15 protein-coding genes are annotated in these 16,988 nt (G+C 46.1%); 8 read left to right on the top strand and 7 right to left on the bottom strand.

Annotation, left to right across the window (positions count from 1 at the left end):
- Positions 1–274: 274 nt before the first annotated feature.
- A complete protein-coding gene (locus B067_RS0118850) occupies positions 275–1,165 on the top strand; it encodes a helix-turn-helix domain-containing protein (RefSeq protein ID WP_169335596.1) in 891 nt (296 codons plus the stop codon).
- A 380-nt stretch (positions 1,166–1,545) separates the two neighbouring features.
- Here the strand turns inward: B067_RS0118850 and B067_RS0118855 are convergent, their stop codons facing one another.
- Positions 1,546–3,279 (bottom strand): DEAD/DEAH box helicase, encoded by a 1,734-nt coding sequence (locus B067_RS0118855; protein WP_019531658.1) that lies wholly within the window; start codon positions 3,277–3,279, stop codon positions 1,546–1,548.
- Between the two features lie 198 nt (positions 3,280–3,477).
- Between B067_RS0118855 and B067_RS0118860 the strand changes: the two genes are divergently transcribed.
- Genes B067_RS0118860 through B067_RS21005 form a run of 3 tightly spaced genes read left to right on the top strand, consistent with a single transcriptional unit; the run spans position 3,478 to position 6,292 of the window.
- Positions 3,478–4,995: an AMP-binding protein gene (locus tag B067_RS0118860; protein WP_019531659.1), complete on the top strand. Its 1,518-nt coding sequence runs from the start codon at positions 3,478–3,480 to the stop codon at positions 4,993–4,995.
- Positions 4,996–5,041: 46 nt separating this feature from the next.
- Positions 5,042–5,554 carry a hypothetical protein gene (locus tag B067_RS0118865; protein ID WP_019531660.1) on the top strand — a complete coding sequence of 171 codons (513 nt, stop codon included), beginning with the start codon at positions 5,042–5,044 and terminating at the stop codon, positions 5,552–5,554.
- 3 nt (positions 5,555–5,557) lie between these two features.
- Entirely contained in the window at positions 5,558–6,292 is a 735-nt protein-coding gene (locus B067_RS21005; protein ID WP_156820911.1) for an NUDIX hydrolase, read from the top strand.
- Between the two features lie 136 nt (positions 6,293–6,428).
- Here the strand turns inward: B067_RS21005 and B067_RS0118875 are convergent, their stop codons facing one another.
- From B067_RS0118875 to B067_RS0118900, 5 genes are all read right to left on the bottom strand, one after another.
- Positions 6,429–6,734 carry a hypothetical protein gene (locus B067_RS0118875; protein WP_019531662.1) on the bottom strand — a complete coding sequence of 102 codons (306 nt, stop codon included), beginning with the start codon at positions 6,732–6,734 and terminating at the stop codon, positions 6,429–6,431.
- Between the two features lie 63 nt (positions 6,735–6,797).
- Entirely contained in the window at positions 6,798–7,478 is a 681-nt protein-coding gene (locus tag B067_RS0118880) for a YiaD family glycine zipper/OmpA-like lipoprotein (RefSeq protein WP_019531663.1), read from the bottom strand.
- Positions 7,479–7,990: 512 nt separating this feature from the next.
- Positions 7,991–8,773 (bottom strand): SDR family NAD(P)-dependent oxidoreductase, encoded by a 783-nt coding sequence (locus tag B067_RS0118890; protein WP_019531665.1) that lies wholly within the window; start codon positions 8,771–8,773, stop codon positions 7,991–7,993.
- Positions 8,774–8,924: 151 nt separating this feature from the next.
- Positions 8,925–9,596 carry a PEP-CTERM sorting domain-containing protein gene (locus B067_RS0118895; protein ID WP_169335597.1) on the bottom strand — a complete coding sequence of 224 codons (672 nt, stop codon included), beginning with the start codon at positions 9,594–9,596 and terminating at the stop codon, positions 8,925–8,927.
- A 218-nt stretch (positions 9,597–9,814) separates the two neighbouring features.
- Positions 9,815–10,204, bottom strand: coding sequence for a carboxymuconolactone decarboxylase family protein (locus B067_RS0118900; protein ID WP_019531668.1), 390 nt, complete (start codon positions 10,202–10,204; stop codon positions 9,815–9,817).
- 208 nt (positions 10,205–10,412) lie between these two features.
- Here B067_RS0118900 and B067_RS0118905 point away from each other — a divergent pair, with 208 nt between their 5' ends.
- The 4 genes from B067_RS0118905 (at position 10,413) to B067_RS0118920 (ending at position 16,357) form a co-directional block, all read left to right on the top strand.
- Entirely contained in the window at positions 10,413–11,228 is an 816-nt protein-coding gene (locus tag B067_RS0118905) for a flagellin N-terminal helical domain-containing protein (protein WP_019531669.1), read from the top strand.
- Between the two features lie 113 nt (positions 11,229–11,341).
- The gene (locus B067_RS0118910; RefSeq protein WP_019531670.1) at positions 11,342–12,205 is read left to right on the top strand and encodes an HpcH/HpaI aldolase/citrate lyase family protein; all 864 of its coding nucleotides are present in this window, start codon (positions 11,342–11,344) and stop codon (positions 12,203–12,205) included.
- A gap of 175 nt (positions 12,206–12,380) precedes the next feature.
- Positions 12,381–13,670 carry an ABC transporter substrate-binding protein gene (locus B067_RS0118915; protein WP_019531671.1) on the top strand — a complete coding sequence of 430 codons (1,290 nt, stop codon included), beginning with the start codon at positions 12,381–12,383 and terminating at the stop codon, positions 13,668–13,670.
- Positions 13,671–13,684: 14 nt separating this feature from the next.
- Positions 13,685–16,357: an ATP-binding protein gene (locus B067_RS0118920; protein ID WP_019531672.1), complete on the top strand. Its 2,673-nt coding sequence runs from the start codon at positions 13,685–13,687 to the stop codon at positions 16,355–16,357.
- A 164-nt stretch (positions 16,358–16,521) separates the two neighbouring features.
- On the opposite strand, the gene B067_RS21525 is transcribed toward B067_RS0118920, so the two are convergent.
- On the bottom strand, positions 16,522–16,947 hold the full coding sequence (locus B067_RS21525; RefSeq protein ID WP_156820912.1) for a hypothetical protein: 426 nt from the start codon (positions 16,945–16,947) through the stop codon (positions 16,522–16,524).
- Positions 16,948–16,988 lie beyond the last annotated feature (41 nt).

Raw genomic sequence — 16,988 nt, forward strand, 5'->3', positions numbered from 1 at the left:
CTATTGGTAGATTTGAGTGAGTCTTTTAAGGGGGAATGTTCTTCAGCTCTGTTTTTCTTGTGAGCTGATTTCCTCTGGCGCTAAGCTGTATATGAGAGGGGAAGCTATCAAGTTGTCGAACGTTATGGTTTTACCTAACGAGGATTGAGGCCTAGCCTTTGTTTTTTTTATTATCAAGACAGTATGTTTCAGGGGCGTTTTTATGCAGATGAGATCCACTGCGCTGATTTGTGAGAAGTTCCAGGGTGATACAGCTATAGAGCAGCTGGGGCAAATGGCGTCAGAGACTTTTTGCCCGCTGAGTTGTTGGGCTAACAATTCAAATTATTCTGGCTATTTCAACCAAGGGTGTTTGGATAGAGTTACATTGTCCGATGTTGGCGGTAGCGCCCTTGAGGTTGATAGAAGAAAGCAGCATATATCCCAGGTTGCAGATAGTTATTATTTGGTGAAATTTCAATTACATGGTATGTCTAAGCTTCAGCATATGGGGCGGGAATCTATTTTACATCCAGGGGACTTTATCCTTTGTAATAGCTCTGAGCCCTACAGGCTTAGCTTCAAAGATAATTATCGCCAAACTGTGATGGCCATACCTCAGGCACAATTAAATACGCTAGTAACCGATGTTGAAGACAGTGTGGGGTATACAATGTCTGGTGATAGCCCTGTTAACGGTATGTTAAGCCAGTTTGTTTCATCGTTGATGGAAAACTACAATACCATTCCACCTGATAGCTTTCGCCGCCTAGAAGCTAACGCTTTAGACCTATTGGTGACTTCGCTAGAGGCTAGTAAAGCTCTGGGCTCTAAAGAGAAGCGGTCGGTAAAGGATGATCATTTCATGCGTATTAAGCAGTTTATTTTTTTACATTTATCGGACTCGCGATTATCGCCTGATTTTATTGCAGATATTGAAGGTATCAGTACACGTTATTTACATATGTTGTTTAAGTCGGAGGGTGTTTCTATTTCACGTTACATCCAATATCTGCGTCTTGAGGCTTGTGCTAAGAAGTTATCTGATCCTCAATATAATCGTGCATCAGTATTAGAAATTGCTCTTGATCAGGGCTTTAATGATGTATCGAGTTTTTACCGATCCTTTAGAAATCACTTCGGTATCACCCCTAAGCAATACCGTGTAAAAACACTTAATAGCTAATGGCTAGCGGTAGACTCTTTCGTAGAGATCAATAATTACTGAATAGGCAGTGTTTATTGCTCTACGTCCAACTACTTCCATTTCGAAGGGCAGCAATTAATTTTTTATTGTTTTTCATGTGGGGCATTGCGTATTCGATTACCGTTCACATAAAGGCTAATATAAACTCATCAATTGATAAGCGGTATTACAAGACTTGAGCCTGTAGGGCCTAGCGCGCACAGGTGTTAAATATTCGTTAAGCTGGCTAAAAGAGCATTATGTTGCAACGATCCATTGAGTCAACACGGAAGTGAGCAGCATAAAAAACAAACCCCACACCTCATATACAACAATGCCCGCATCAGCGGGCATTGTTAACAAACCAAATCAACTAAACATCAATCCTTTTTAGCTTTCCTAGGTTTTTTCCGTGGCGCTTTATTATTCGCACCCGGTGCACCGCTACGCTTGCCCGGCTGGCGTTGCTCACGCTTAGCTGGGCCTACTTCGCTGATGTTAATCGGCAAGTTACGTACGGTTAAGGTTTTTAACTTAGCGACTAATTCTTTAGGTAAAGCTAAAGGTAAATCCACAGTACTGTGGTCGTCGTTTAGTTTGATGTGGCCTATATCGTTTTTGTGTAAGTCGGTTTCATTCATTAGGGCACCTACGATGTCGCCGGGGCCTACTTGTTGATCACGGCCTAGCTCTATGCGGTAGCGCATCATTTGGTCGCTGTCGCCTGTTCGTGATTGGCGATTTTCTTCTACGTTGGTAAAGCCTTTTTCTTGGCGACCTTTTTGATTGTCTTTTACTTCTAGCGGGCGCTCTAGTTGGTGTAAATAAGCTAGGGCACAAGCGATATCTTCGGCAGAGCAGTCATGCTCGGTGCTGTACTCGCTGAGTATTTGAAAGAAGTAATCTAAATTGGGCTGTGACGCCAAGGTGTCAGTTAGCAATTGTTTAAATTGCTCTACACGACGGCTAGACACTTCCTTGCCGCTGGGCAGCTCCATAGGTTCGATTTTTTGGCGGGTGTTTTTTTCTATAGAAAATAACAAACGCTTTTCGCGTGGTGCAACAAACAAAATCGCGCTGCCATTGCGACCAGCGCGGCCGGTGCGGCCTATGCGATGTACATAAGCTTCGCTATCGTAGGGGATGTCGAAGTTGAGTACGTGGCTTACTCGCTCTACGTCTATACCGCGAGCGGCTACGTCAGTGGCGACCACTATGTCTAGTTGTTTGTTTTTAAGGCGGCTGATGGTGCGCTCGCGCAGTTGTTGGTTCATGTCGCCGTTTAGGGCGGCGGCGGAGTAACCGCGGGCTTCTAATTTTTCGGCTAATTCTGCCGTAGCAGTTTTGGTGCGCACAAAAATAATCATGGCATCAAAATCGTGTGCTTCTAAAATGCGGGTGATGGCATCTAGTTTGCGCTCAAAGCCATTGACTATCAGGTAGCTTTGTTTAATGTGCGAGCCGGTTTGGGTGGCACTGGCTATGCGTACTTCTTTAGGGTTGCGCAGATAGGTGTCGGCTACTTTTTTAATGGGCGCAGGCATGGTAGCGGAGAATAAGGCCACTTGGCGCTCTTTGGGGGTGTGCTCTAGTATCCACTCTACGTCATCGATAAAACCCATGCGTAACATTTCGTCGGCTTCATCCAGCACTACACACTTAAGTGCGCCTAGCTTTAGGCTGCCACGACGCAGGTGATCCATTACTCGCCCTGGAGTGCCAACAACGACTTGTGGGCCGCGCTCTAATTGCTTTAATTGGCCGCGCATGTCTTGGCCTCCGTATATAGGTAGTACTTGAAATCCCTTCATTTCACAGGCGTAGCTTTTAAAGGCTTCAGCTACTTGTATGGCCAGTTCGCGGGTGGGGGCTAATACCAATACTTGCGGTACTTTGTTCTTTACATCAATGTTGCTTAGCAGTGGCAGGGCGAAGGCGGCGGTTTTGCCCGTACCGGTTTGTGCGACGCCTAATAAGTCTTCACCGTTTAATAGGTGGGGGATGCTGGCAGCCTGTATGGGGGAAGGTTGTTCGTAGCCTACATTTTGTACGGCTTTTAACACTGGCGCAGACAACGCCAGGTCAGTAAAACTGATTGTTTCAGGGGATGACATTCAATATTCTCTATCTAGAGGCGGTAATGCAGTTGGCGCAGAGCCAAGGGATGACCGCATATTATAGGCGTTATAGGGCGTAGACGCTATCGGATTATCTGCTTTGATGGGGTACACTGGCCGAATAAGGCTATAAAAGCGCTAATATCTTCTTGAGTTCTCTTAAAAAACTGGCTTGGTGTATCGTCGTTTTCATATATGAGTAATTTATTCACCCGTTTCCAGCAAGGCTTCCCCGCGAATAGGCAGCAGGCTTGCATTGTTAGCCCTGATGGCAGTGTCATCAGCTATGGCGATGTGCAGCGCTTGAGCGGCCAGATGGCTCACTATTTTGTAGGCCTAGGCTTACAGCCGGGCGACCGTGTCGCTGTGCAAGTGGCGAAATCTCCTATGGCGTTGCTGGTGTATTTAGCTGCTCTGCGAGCGGGTTTGATCTATCTGCCTTTAAATACCGGCTACACCGATGCTGAAATGGCCTATTTTATAGCGGACGCCCAGCCTAGTTTATTGCTGTGTAGCCCCCAGCGGCAGCAGGCCTTACAAGCTGTGCTGACCGAGGCTGGCAGTGACGCCTTACTTGAGGTGTTAGATGAGCAAGGTCAGGGCGATTGGCTGGCGCAGTTGCCAGCACTGCTAGGCGAATTTGTCGATGTGCCCTGTGAGGCTAACGATATCGCTGCCATCTTGTATACCTCAGGTACCACCGGCCAGCCTAAAGGCGCCATGCTTAGCCACGGTAACTTAGCGGCCAATGCCTATACCCTAAAGGCGATGTGGGGCTTTACTGCCGATGATGTGTTGCTACATGCCCTGCCTATATTCCATGTGCATGGCTTATTTGTTGCCTGCCACTGTGTGTTAGCGGCGGGGGCCAGCATGCAGTTTTTACCCAGCTTTGATCTAGATAAAGTTATGGCGGCACTGCCCAAGGCCACCGTGATGATGGGGGTGCCTACTTTTTATACGCGTTTGCTGGCCGAGCAGCGCTTTAACGCTGAACAGTGCCGCAATATACGGGTATTCATTTCCGGTTCGGCGCCTTTATTGGCCAGCACTCATCAGCAGTTTGCTGAGCGCACAGGCCATAAAATCTTGGAACGATACGGCATGACCGAAACAGGTATGTTAATCTCTAACCCCTTGCAGGGTGAGCGTCGTGCGGGCACGATAGGTTGGCCCTTACCCGAGGTGTTAGTGCGCATAGTGGATGAGCAACAGCTGCCGTTAGCCAGTGGTGAGATAGGCAGTATTCAGGTTAAAGGCGCTAATGTCTTTAAAGGCTATTGGCGCAAACCAGAAAAAACTGCCCAAGAGTTTACCTGCGACGGCTATTTTATTACCGGCGATCAGGGCTACTGCAGTGACGACGGTTATATCAGCATCGTCGGCCGCGCCAAAGACATGGTGATTAGCGGCGGCTATAATGTTTACCCTAAAGAAGTAGAGCTAGTGTTAGATGCCATCAAAGGGGTAAAAGAGAGTGCAGTGATTGGTTTACCGCATGCTGATTTGGGTGAAATGGTGGCCGCAGCAGTGGTGATGGATGCTGCAGCTGACGCGGCGCTTGATGAGACTGAGCTTATCGCTCAAGCTAGGAAAAAACTGGCGGCCTATAAGGTGCCTAAAAAAATATTCTTTGTGGATGCCTTGCCTAGAAACACCATGGCTAAGGTGCAAAAAAACAGTTTGCGCGAGCAGTTTACCCATACTGTATAGCGTTACATTATGAACAATAAAAAACGAAATTATCGATGAGGTTGTTATGACTGAGCAAGCAAAAGAAATACAAATTAATTTTTTTCAGGTACTGGATGTTATGGGCGGCGTGATGGGCCGTATCTTGGTATCCGCACCTAAAGAAAAAGCTAAAGCTGCCTTTAAAGATTTAAAACAGGGTAAAGTATTAAGCGTGGGGGCCATCAATCAAGGCGAAAAGCTGAAGCTAGATTGCAAGCTCAAATTAGATCACAGTGAATTTCAGGGCCCCGGTTTTAACTATGATATTTTTAAGGTAGCTTTAGGTGGCTTGCTTAATCGCATAGCGGTAGATCTGAAAGCCAAAAAAGATATACGCATTATGCACAGCGAAGAGGGATTACAGTTAGTCGGTATCCCCGGCGTAGTGCGCGCCCATGAGCAAGAAAATATACTGATGATAGCGCTAGAGTTTGCTAAAGACGCCTCTATAGTTGCGCATATGATGTTTATGAATCCCGAGCAGTTTAAAGCCGCCGCAGAGCAGCCTGCTGAGCACACTAGTGATACTGGTGACTAAGTGATGCCTGCATTAATTCCTGCCGCCACCGCGATGCTGATACGTGATGGTGGCCAGGGTTTAGAGGTGTTATTACTGCGCCGTTCGCAGGCTATGGATTTTGCCGCTGGCTACTGGGTCTTTCCTGGCGGCCGTATCGATGCCGAGGATTACCCCGGCAGTCATTCCGATAAGCATCCAGATAAACAAATCAGCAAGCTCTCCGTCAGCCAGCTGCCCCCAGAAGCTATACACACCGCCGCCAGACAAGCAGCGGTGCGTGAAACCTATGAAGAGGCACAGCTACAGATTTGCCCACAGCAATTAATCCCCATGTCGCAGTGGTTAGCGCCTAAAGGTATGAGCAAGCGTTTTAATACTTGGTTTTTTATTGCTGAGCATAACGTGAATGATGCGGTGCAGGTTGATAATTATGAGATTGATAACCATCGCTGGTGTCGCCCGCAACAAGCACTAGCTGACTTTGAAAACCAGCAATTAGCGATGATGCCGCCTACCTATGTGAGTCTGTTAGAGTTGGCGCGGCAAGCAACCGTTGCTGAGGCGCTGGCCTTTTATCAAAGCAGAGAGCCGCTGCGCTATGCTGCCAGCTATTGGCTTGATGCCCAGCAGGATAGATGTATGCTCTATGCCGGTGATGCTGGCTATGAAGCGAATAATGCCCATATTGCCGGTGCTAGGCACCGGCTGTGGGAGAATGGTGGTACTTGGATTTATGAATGTGATTTTTTATCTTGAGATAATGCCAGCAACGTATAGCCTTCAAACGCATTTGCTTTCCTGCAAGCAGTTGCCAGCATCCACTTACCCTGTCACATAGCGCGTTATAGTTTACGCAGTGTATTGCTATCTATCCGGGTAGTACCGCAACTAGTTACAGCGGCTGACAGCCTTGGGTAAGCAGTATTAAGTTAGCTGCATTTTTCGCCCCGTCATAATAGGCGCTGGGGTCAGTGTTGGGGTTTTGTGCCAGCACTAAACCTGAAGCTTTGGCGATATCCCCTAAGGCACTTAACGACACCTTATCGGCATTGTAGGCATCAAATACAGCATAGACTTGGCTACATGAGTAACTTTCAGCGATACTTTTTTGGCTGGCGCTCTGTAATGTGCTAGCCGTTTGGCAGGCGCTAATATTCAGGCATGCGGCTATCATCAGTATTAAATAGACAGATTTCATTGTGCTCTCTTTTTATAAGGCCGTTGAGCCTTCAGCTGCGTGAAGGCTCATATTAGCCTGTATTTATTCAGTGATAGGGATAAGGGCGATTTCTACACGGCGGTTTTGTTCACGGCCGGTGGCGGTGCTATTGCTAGCGATGGGCTGGCTAAAGCCAAAACCTATATTTTCTATCCTATCGTTAAGTACGCCTTTCGATCTCAAATGAGTGGAGACTGATGCGGCGCGTTGCTCTGATAAGGTTTGGTTGGTAGTTGCCGAGCCGGTGTTATCGGTATGGCCAGACACGATAACTAATGTTTGGTCGTATTCTTTCAATACTAAGGCAACAGAATCCAATACCGAGTGAAAGTTAGGGTTTAAGGTGAACTTGCCTGTTTGAAAAGTGATGTTGCCAGGCATAATTAAATTAATATTATTGCCCTCTCTTTCTATGCTCACGCCACTGTCGCGCAGTTGTTTACGTAATTTGGCTTCTTGGGTATCCATGTAGTAGCCGATACCGCCGCCTATGGCTGCGCCGCCAGTAGCAGCTCTTAATATGCGTTGGTTTCTCTTTCTGGCATCATCTTCATCTTTGTTGGCAGCATAGGCGACTACTGCCGCAAGGCCTGCACCTATACCTGCACCTTTTGCGGTGTTAGAGGTTTTTTGTTCGCCGGTATAAGGATCAAATGTTGTGCACGCGGATGCGCTTAACAGCGCTAGGGCGATAATGGGAGCCTTTATAATTGCTGCGTTCATGATAATACCTATGATTAGTGTGGTGGAGTTTAGACTTGCAGTATGGATAAAGCGATAAATTAAGTAAACATGGGCTTGTAAAGGATTGTAAAACTTTGCGGTACAGCTAGTTTTTAAAAAATGACAGTAAAGGCTTATTGTATATTTAACCAAGGCCGCGGCCAGTTTGGCTATAACCCCCCCCCTTGGGCTAAGCGCATAGGTTTATCAGCGGGGGATGATAACTTTCTTATAAGTAAGTTGCTTACAGGTTTAAATAGGCTTTTATTAGCGTAGTGTTTGCTAGCTTAATATCACGTAAATTTAAATCTAGTCCGTGTAAATGAAAACCCTATATAAACTGGTGGTTTTCAGCTCATTACTGTAAATATTTCTCTAATATGAGGGTCGGTGCTGGTATCCATAATAATGCCTAGCACCCTATGAGTGGCATTCAGTATAGATACCCTTGCCGGGTGTTCTAATGAGCTAGATTGACACCCTGTTTTTTTGAAAGGAGTGATGCTGGTTTGTTATGGCCCTTTGCTTTCCTGCAGGCAATTACCGCCATCCACGACCATCATTTGCCCTGTTACATAGCTTGCACCTGGTGACGCCAAATAGGCAATCATGGTGGCCATTTCCATGGCGCTGCCGCCGCGCCCTACCGGGGTGTATTTTGAGGCTATGGCTTCTTCTTCGGTTTGTGAGGCGGTAGCTACCCAGCCCGGGGCAACGTTATTAATCGTGATGTGATGCTTGGCAACATCTAGGGCTATGCTGCGGCTCATGCCTATCATAGCTGCCTTGGCGGCGCTGTAAGCCGCCTCGCCTACGTTGCTCACCAGTGGCCCGGTTACCGATGAAACATTGACTATGCGGCCGTACTGTCTATCCACCATGCCGGGTAATACCGCGCGGGTGACGTTGTAGCAGGTGGTGAGGTTGCGTTCTATGCCCGTGTCCCACTCTTCGTCACTGCTTAAATGAAACAAACCATACACCTCTTCCGAGCCCACCATAGTCATGCCGGCGTTATTGACTAATACATCAATTTTGCCAAAGTCCTGCTCTATGGTTTTAATTAATTCGCGGGTGGCAGGGCGGTCGGTTAAATCACAAATATAACTTTTTACTTTTGGGCTAATGCTGGCCAGATCTTTGGCGCGCTGGTGTATGCGTTCAGAGGTAGCGGTAATGGCAATCTCTGCGCCTAGCTCCGCTAAAATTTTTGCCGCGGCAAAGCCTATACCCGTATCACTGCCTGCGCCGGTAATGAAGGCGACTTGGCCTTGTAGGGAAAAGAGTGGGTGCATAGTAGTAACTCGCTATTAGGAATCATTATTAGGGGTGTTAAATCTGTGTAGCGATAGTAACGCTGCGCAGCGCAAACGGCTAGGGGGGGCAGCTAAAAACAAAAAAGGCCCTAGCCATAACAGCTAGAGCCTTTGCGAATACGGTTTGCTGTTAGCTGTTTTTTCTACGAATAATTACTAAGCCAACTAAACCTAAACCTAGCAGTATGATAGGTGAGGGCTCAGGCACGGCGGTATTACAAGAGCCTTGGTTAATAGAGAAGTTACCTGCGCCCCAAATAAATGTGGGGTCAATTACGATGGATGATAGGTAAGAGCACTCTTGGCTGCTGTCGGCATAAACACCAAAGCCTGGGGTGTTGCTGGCGCTGGGGCTAAAGTAGTGTCTGCTGTTACCACTCAAACCGCTGCCATTGGTTTCAAAAGTATCTATCCAGCCTTGTGCATTTTGGTTAGCACCTACGTTAAAGGCAAAAGCTAAGGTGTTTTCGGGTAATACGATAGTGATGGTGTTAGTGCCTGTTGTGAAAATGTTGCTGTCGTTGGCTTCGCCGTTTACCCACCACGTTGTACTATCGGCAAAACCTAGGCTAACAGGGTTGCCATATTGATCGCTGAGGCCAACGCTGCCGCTAATCGGTGAGCTGATGCTAGAGATGGCGTCGCCGGTATTGCCTGCGATGAGGTTAAAGTCCGTCATAGCGTAGCCGCCAATAGTATTGGGGTTGGCTGAGCCTGAGCTGTAGGACTCTAATATTAACGAGGCAGAGGCTGGTAGCGACACTAGGCCGGTTACAATAGTCAGGGCAAGAGCTTTTAACATGGATGGCACCTTAATCATTATCTTCGTACTGGAAATTGACCAGTGTTGTTTTACTATGATTTAGATGTAGCATTATCTGTGCCAAGTTATTAAGTTATTATTTAACAGTATGTTACTGTTAAATATACCAACTAATTGCGCTGTGTTGTAAGATTTTTCGTCACCTGTTATTTGGTTTGCTTTGGAAGTTTGTATATTTTTAAAAATTTACTTATAAGTTAATTGGGGTTGGTTTGCTGCCACTCGCTAATAACTTCTTGCGCCGCTCGAAAGGCTTCTTGGGCGGCGGGGGCGCCACAATAAACTATAGAGTGCAGTAGCACTTCTTGTATTTCTGCCACGCTACAGCCGTTATTGAGCGCGCCGCGCACGTGGCCTTTTAATTCGGTAGGGGTTTTAAGTGCCGCTAGCATGGCGATGGTGATTAGCGAGCGGGTTTGGCGGGGCAGGGTGTCGCGCTGCCAAGTGGAGCCCCAGGCATGCTCGTTAATCCAGTCTTGCAAGGGTGCAGTCAGTTCGCTGGTATTGTCTATGGCGCGCTGCACAAAGGCCTCACCCATCACTTCAGTTCTTACTTTCAGGCCGTTTTTCTTATCTTGTTCTGACATTGTGTGTTACTCAGTTTGTTTGTTAAAGCTTGCAAATATAACAGGTTTTTATACCCAGTTAGCAGGGCTATTGAGTAGGTTTATGGGGGTAGCGGCTATATGCTACATAGTTATAGCCTCAGGCTGCTTCAGATAAAGCTAGACCTAGCGCTTAGGCCTATAGCTGCTAGGCTAGGGTGACGTAAATAGTATATTAATAGGTGACCATATGGGTTTGACTATAGGTGAAACCACCAACAACGAGAGCTTACTCAATAATTTGCAGAAAACTGCAAAGAAAGAGAGTGAGGGCTTACAACCCTTAAGTTCGGGCAAAAAAATTAACAGCGCCAAAGATGATGCCGCGGGCCTAATTATTTCCCAACAACTGCTAAGCGAGTTAACCGCATTAGACCAAGCCGCACGCAATGCCAGTGATGGTATTTCTTTAGTGCAGGTGGCGGACGGTGGCCTATCATCCATTACCGAAAATCTCACTCGTATCCGGGAGCTATCCCTGCAGGCGGCCAACGGCACCTTAGGTGGCGCACAACGCAATGCCTTGCAGGTCGAAGTGGGCCAGCTACAAGAGCAAATTAGCAGCGTGTTGGATAATACTAGATTTAATAATGTTAATTTGCTTAACAATAATACGGCTATAGATTTGCAGGTAGGCGGTGAAGCCGGCGAGAAGCTGACTGTGCAATTACAAGATGTCAGCAGCAGCCTAGCGACAACGCAGGCTGTGGATATTTCCACTGCGTCAGGTGCCAGTAATGCCTTGTCGGTAGTTGATACGGCCATAGCCGCAGTGGATAGCTTTCGTGGTGATTTAGGTGCGGTGAGTAGCCGTATAGAATCGGCAATTAATAATAATCGCAGTAGCGCCGAAAATATTGCTGCTGCGCGCAGCCGTATTAGTGATACCGACTATGCCCAAGCCTCCAGTGAGCAAGTCAAACAGTCACTACTCAAAGGCGCCGGTAATGCTCTGCAAGCGCAGGCTAATGCCAGTTCACAACTGGTGTTGCGCTTATTGTCGTAAAGTGCGAGTGCCTGCCATAAAGTAAAAAATAATGAATATAGTTGCTACTTTATAGAGCTTACAGACGGCGCGCTGTTAGAATGCGAGCTCTATGACAGTTGTATGAGGTAGCCATGCAGATACGCCCCCGCCGTTCCGTTTTATACATGCCCGGTTCACACCCCAGAGCCTTACAAAAAGCCCAGCAGCTAGCAGCCGATAGTCTTATTTTTGATATGGAAGATGCGGTGGCACCTGCAGCCAAAGTGCAAGCCAGAGAAATTATTACATCAGCGATACAGCTGGGCGATTACGGCACTCGTGAAATAGTGGTGCGAGTTAACGCGCTGGATACCGAATGGGGTGAGGGCGATTTAAAAGCCATGGCCCGCAGTGGTGCTCATGCCATCTGCCTACCTAAAGTTGAAACCGCAGCAGAGGTGGCAGAGGCGCTGGCTATTTTAGATAAAGCACAGGCACCGGGTAGCCTGTATTTATGGGTAATGGCTGAAACCCCTAGGGGCGTGTTAAATATTCAAGAGGTGTGTGGTGCCAGTACACGCATTGCCGTGTTGATGATGGGCACTAGTGACTTATCAAAAGAGTTGCGCCTGCGTAATCGTGATGATCGCTTAGGTTTAGTGGCCTCGCTTAATTTGTGTGTGCTGGCAGCGCGAGCGCATAACCTAGATATTATTGATGGCGTGCAACTGGATTTAAATAACGAGCAGGCTTATCAGCATAGTTGCGAACAGGGGCGAGATTTAGGCTTTGATGGTAAAAGCGTGATACACCCCAAGCAAATAGCCTATGCCAATCAAATGTTTTCCCCCAGTGCTACCGATATAGAGTGGGCGCATAAAGTGCTAGTGGCTTGGCAGCAGGCTGAACAAGCCGGTGAGGCATTAGTGCTGTTAGATGGTCGCTTAATAGAAAATCTACATGTAGATGAGGCCAAACGTACTTTGGCTATAGCTGCAGCTATAGCTGAGCGGTGATCTATTAGCGTGGCAGTAAAGCGTAGTATCCGCTGTTAGGTTTTGTGCCTAACGGTTGGCTGAGCTTAATAGATGCAGGGAAATAAAGCAGACATTTTACCGTCAAGGTCTACACTTAGCATCAGTTGAACTAATAGGGAGGAGGACGCCTCCCGTTATGTTATAGGAGTATGGCGTGTCTACAGGTAATAACAATAAACCCATTGATGTACCGAAAAGAAAGAGTGTAAAAGCATTGGCCGCCTTAGGTGCTTCGGTCTGCATAGCAGGTAAGGCGCCTTTTGTTTTTGCCCGTAATAAAACCACCCTGCGGGTACTGGGTACTCATGTCACCTTGCAGGAAGAAATCCGTCAGCAGGCTATGGCAGATTTAGGTATTAATATAGAGTTTCAGCCAGGAGGCAGCGCTGCCGTATTACAAAAAGCGTTTATGGCGCCACAGTCTTTTGATCTGTATGAGCAGTGGTCTAACAGTATTAATGTGTTGTGGCGGTCGGGATCTATACAATCTATCGATAAAAAACAGCTGCGTTACTGGGATGAAATTAATGATCTTAGTAAAACCGGCAAGCTTACTCCGCAGGCAAAATTGGGGGCGGGGGATGCGCCTTATAAAATATTGCATGTGCAGGCTAATGGTCAATTAGGTACAGAGCATACCGATAATATTAGCTTTTTACCCTACGTCCATAATGTCGATTCCTTTGGTTATAACACCGATGTTGTAGCCAAAGGTATACCTTATGAAACTGAGAGTTGGGGTTGGTTATTGGATGAGGCTTATGCGGGTAAGGTGGGTATAGTTAATGAGCCCACCATAGGCTTGTTCGATTTAATTTTGGCGGCACAAGCCAAAGGCCTGGTGCAATTTGATGATATAGGTGCCTTAAGCCGTGTTGAATTGGATGCCTTATTTAAAGTGCTGATAGCTAAGAAAAAAACAGGGCATTTTAGTGGTTTTTGGAACTCGGTGCCGGAGTCGGTAGATTTTATGGCCAATAAACGCGTTGTTATAGAGAGTATGTTCTCGCCAGCGGTAGCCGCGCTTAATGGGATGAATATTCCCGTTACCTATGCTGCCCCTAAAGAGGGTTATAGGGGGTGGCACGGAGTGATGTGTTTATCCGCAGCTACCGAAGGCAAAAGAAAAGATGCCGCCTATGACTATATGAACTGGTGGCTGTCGGGCTGGCCCGGCGCTTTTATTGCGCGCCAGGGGTATTATATTTCTAATCCGCAACGCTCTAAATCACAATTAAGTACGGCGGAATGGGATTATTGGTATCAGGGTAAAGCGGCTGCTGAGGATTTGCGAGGCACTGACGGCAAAGTATCTGTGCAGCAAGGCGAGGTGCGCACAGGGGGCAGCTATGACAAACGTTTTAGCAATGTGGCGGTTTGGAATACGGTGATGCCCAATTACGATTATAGCCTGCAAAAATGGTATGAGTTTATCAGTTCATGACTTTAGGGAAGACGATGTTTCGCTCATTACAGATACAAATACTATTGGTTGTTGCCTGTTTAATATCCATTTTGTTGGTGCAAGCTTTATTGTCTAAGGCGGCACAGGAAACCCTGATTGATAATCAAAGCCTCACCATGCAAGCTATGGCTAATATTGCCTTGGTGAATCGGCTAGAGCGCGATGTGGTCGATTTAAAGCGTAATGTTTTAATTTACAAAGACACTGCTAGTGAGTCAGCTGTGTCACGGTTTAATGAACTTATCGACAGCGTTAATAAAGATCTGGGTACCTTTGAGCATAATGTCTCGGACATTAACGATGAGAGGTACAATGATTTAATTAGACGCATGCGTTCTCACCTGAAAGATTATCAAGATAATTTTGTGAGTGTTGTCAGTGGTAGAGCTAAGCGTGAAGATATATATAAAAATAAAATCATTAAAGGTTTTGACTATTTAGATAGCATGCTAGGCCTGCATCAGGATGATGAGGGTAATTATAAAATGCGTTATGAATTGATGTCTGCTAAGCGTTACATGCTGGGTTATATGTTAGACCCCGACTATCAATTAATAGAAAAATTTAATGGTCATATGGCTGCGGTGGAGGCGTACTTAAATAATAGTTACCCTAACAAAGATGCGATGCGCGATACATTTCGTCACATAAGTGACGATTTTAATCAATTAACCCATCTGACCAGAGGGTATATATTTTTGGTTAATGTGGTAATGGCTGGTTCCGCTAATGAGTTTTTGTTTTTAACGAAAGAGATTACAAAAAGTTTTACGGATAAGCAGCAGATTAATAACAACAAAATTATTTCTGATGCCACTAAAACAAAACGTAATTCCAGGTTGGTTGTGATGGCTTCTATAGGTTTGTCCATTATGGTGGCTGTGTTTTTAATACTGCGAATTATTATACCTGTTAGAAAGATCACCGATGTTTTTCGCAGGCTTTCTACTGGCGACGATGTTGAGGAGATTCCCTGTATAGAACGCAGTGATGAGATAGGTGACTTGGCCAAGGCGGCTAATATTTTTCATGATAAAAACAAAGAGTCGGTGGAATTATTAGAGAAAACGCAAAAGTTACATTTTGAACAAGAGGTCTTGAACTTAGAGCTGGCTATAGAAAAAGAAAATGCCGAGCTAGCGGCAGCTTCAAAAAGTATATTTTTGGCTAATATGAGTCATGAAATACGTACTCCTATGAATGGCATTATCGGCTTGGTGCAGTTGGCTTTAAGAACTGATCTTGATAAAAAACAGCGCAGTTACTTGGAAAAAATCGCCTATTCTGGCCGTATTATGATGGGGGTTATTAACGACATACTGGATTTTTCAAAAATAGAAGCTGGCAGGCTGGATATAGAGCAGGTAGCGTTTTCGATAAATACTTTAATAGAAAACTTAATTGCTTCTGTGCGTGTTAAAGCCAAAGAAAAACAGTTGAACTTTCGGGTTAATTTGTTAACTAGTATGCCTGAGCATCTACTAGGTGACCCTTTACGTATCAGCCAAGTGTTATTAAATTTATGTAATAACGCAGTTAAGTTCACTGAGCAGGGTGAAGTGACTGTGGATATCAGTTTTTCCCCTAAACCGGTAGATGGCTCGGCATATCTTGTGGTTGATGTAAGCGATACCGGTATGGGTATGAGTGAGCAGCAACTGGAAACGGTATTTGATTCTTTTACCCAAGCCGATGACTCTACCAGTAGGCGTTTTGGTGGCACGGGTTTAGGTTTGGCTATTGTTAAGCAGTTGACAGAGTTAATGGGTGGAGAAGTTAAGGTTAAATCGGAGCAAGGGGTAGGTAGTTGCTTTACGGTAAACTGTAGCGTAGCAGAGGTAGAGAGCCTATCGGTATTGAGCGAGTTAGATGAGCGGCAGTTACATGCTTATTATTTGCCGGCAGGTGATAATGGTCTTATTTCGGATAATTATTTTAAATTTAGCCGTATGGAAAAAACAGCGCTTAGCCTAGAGCCGTTGTCAGAGCTGCCCTTGCCGGTAGGCGACGGTAAAACCTTGGTGTTAGTGGATGTAGTTAGCCAAAGCTTTGTTGACAAACATCACGTGTTGTTTGAACAGTTGTTTGATCAGGGTTATCCCATAGGCTTTATTACCGATATGCAGCCAGCCACTATAAGGCACGCGTTAAAACAGCACTTTAAGCTGCCGGTATTGTCGCACCCGTATTCGCCAGCTGATTTTTCACGTTTCATCCTGTCTATGATTTCTGGCGCTGCACAGCATAAAGAAGGCGATGCTATAGAGTCGCGCGGTAGTTTATTATTCCAGGGCCATGCTTTGGTAGTTGAGGATAATCGCATTAACCAAATGGTTGTGGGTGATATGTTGACTGACATGGGCTTGAGTTTTGAGATAGTCGAAAATGGTGAGGTAGCTGTTGAGAGAGTGACTAATGGTACAAGCTATGATTTAGTTTTTATGGATATACAAATGCCGGTAATGGATGGCCACACTGCCACCAAACGCATACGAGAGGCGGGTTATGATGATTTAGTGATCTGTGGTTTATCAGCGAATGCCATGGCACATGATGCGGCCGACGCTAAAGTGTCAGGGATGAATGACTATGTTACCAAGCCCATAGAGTGGGATGACTTGGTGGCGGTTGTTGAAAAGTATTTGAAAAGGGGAGTCGCTAGTTGACTAGCCTCTAGTCGCCAGCAAAAATTTTTTAAGACTAGAGACTAGAGACTAGAGACTAGAGACTAGAGACTAGAGACTAGAGACTAGAGACTAGAGACTAGAGACTAGCTGTCTCGAGCACTATGGCTTGCAGCTTGCCTCTTGTAGCTGCCCGTAGGGCTGTTTCAAACTTTCTCTTGTTCGCGCAGTCTTGCCGCCATTCTTGATAGCCGCTCTGAGGCGGTGAGTTCTTTGGGTTGTTCTGGGGTTTGTTCTGGTTCGGCGTCAGATTTTGGATCTGTAGTGCTGTCTAGTTCTTGAGGCTGTTCTTGTTCAGATTCTTGTTCTGTTTCTAGCAGTTCGCTTTGTGGGCTGGCTACTTCTAGCGGTACTGTTACTTCTACTGTGGGCAGGCCTTTGTCGTTTAGCTCTACCAATAAAGTGCTGGCGCGTACGTGTATGTCTTTGGAGCTGAGTTCAAATACCAGATTGATGGCTTCGTCTTTGTGAGGGCTGCGAAATAATTGCTTGGGGTCGCGGCCATCTAACCACACTTTTTGTTTGCTGGCGAAATAACCGTCTTGGTTGGTCACTACGTAAACTTCACTCATGCGGTCACTACTCACTACTATTTGTTTATTGCGGTATGGCT

Source organism: Dasania marina DSM 21967, from assembly GCF_000373485.1.
Lineage (GTDB): Bacteria > Pseudomonadota > Gammaproteobacteria > Pseudomonadales > Dasaniaceae > Dasania > Dasania marina.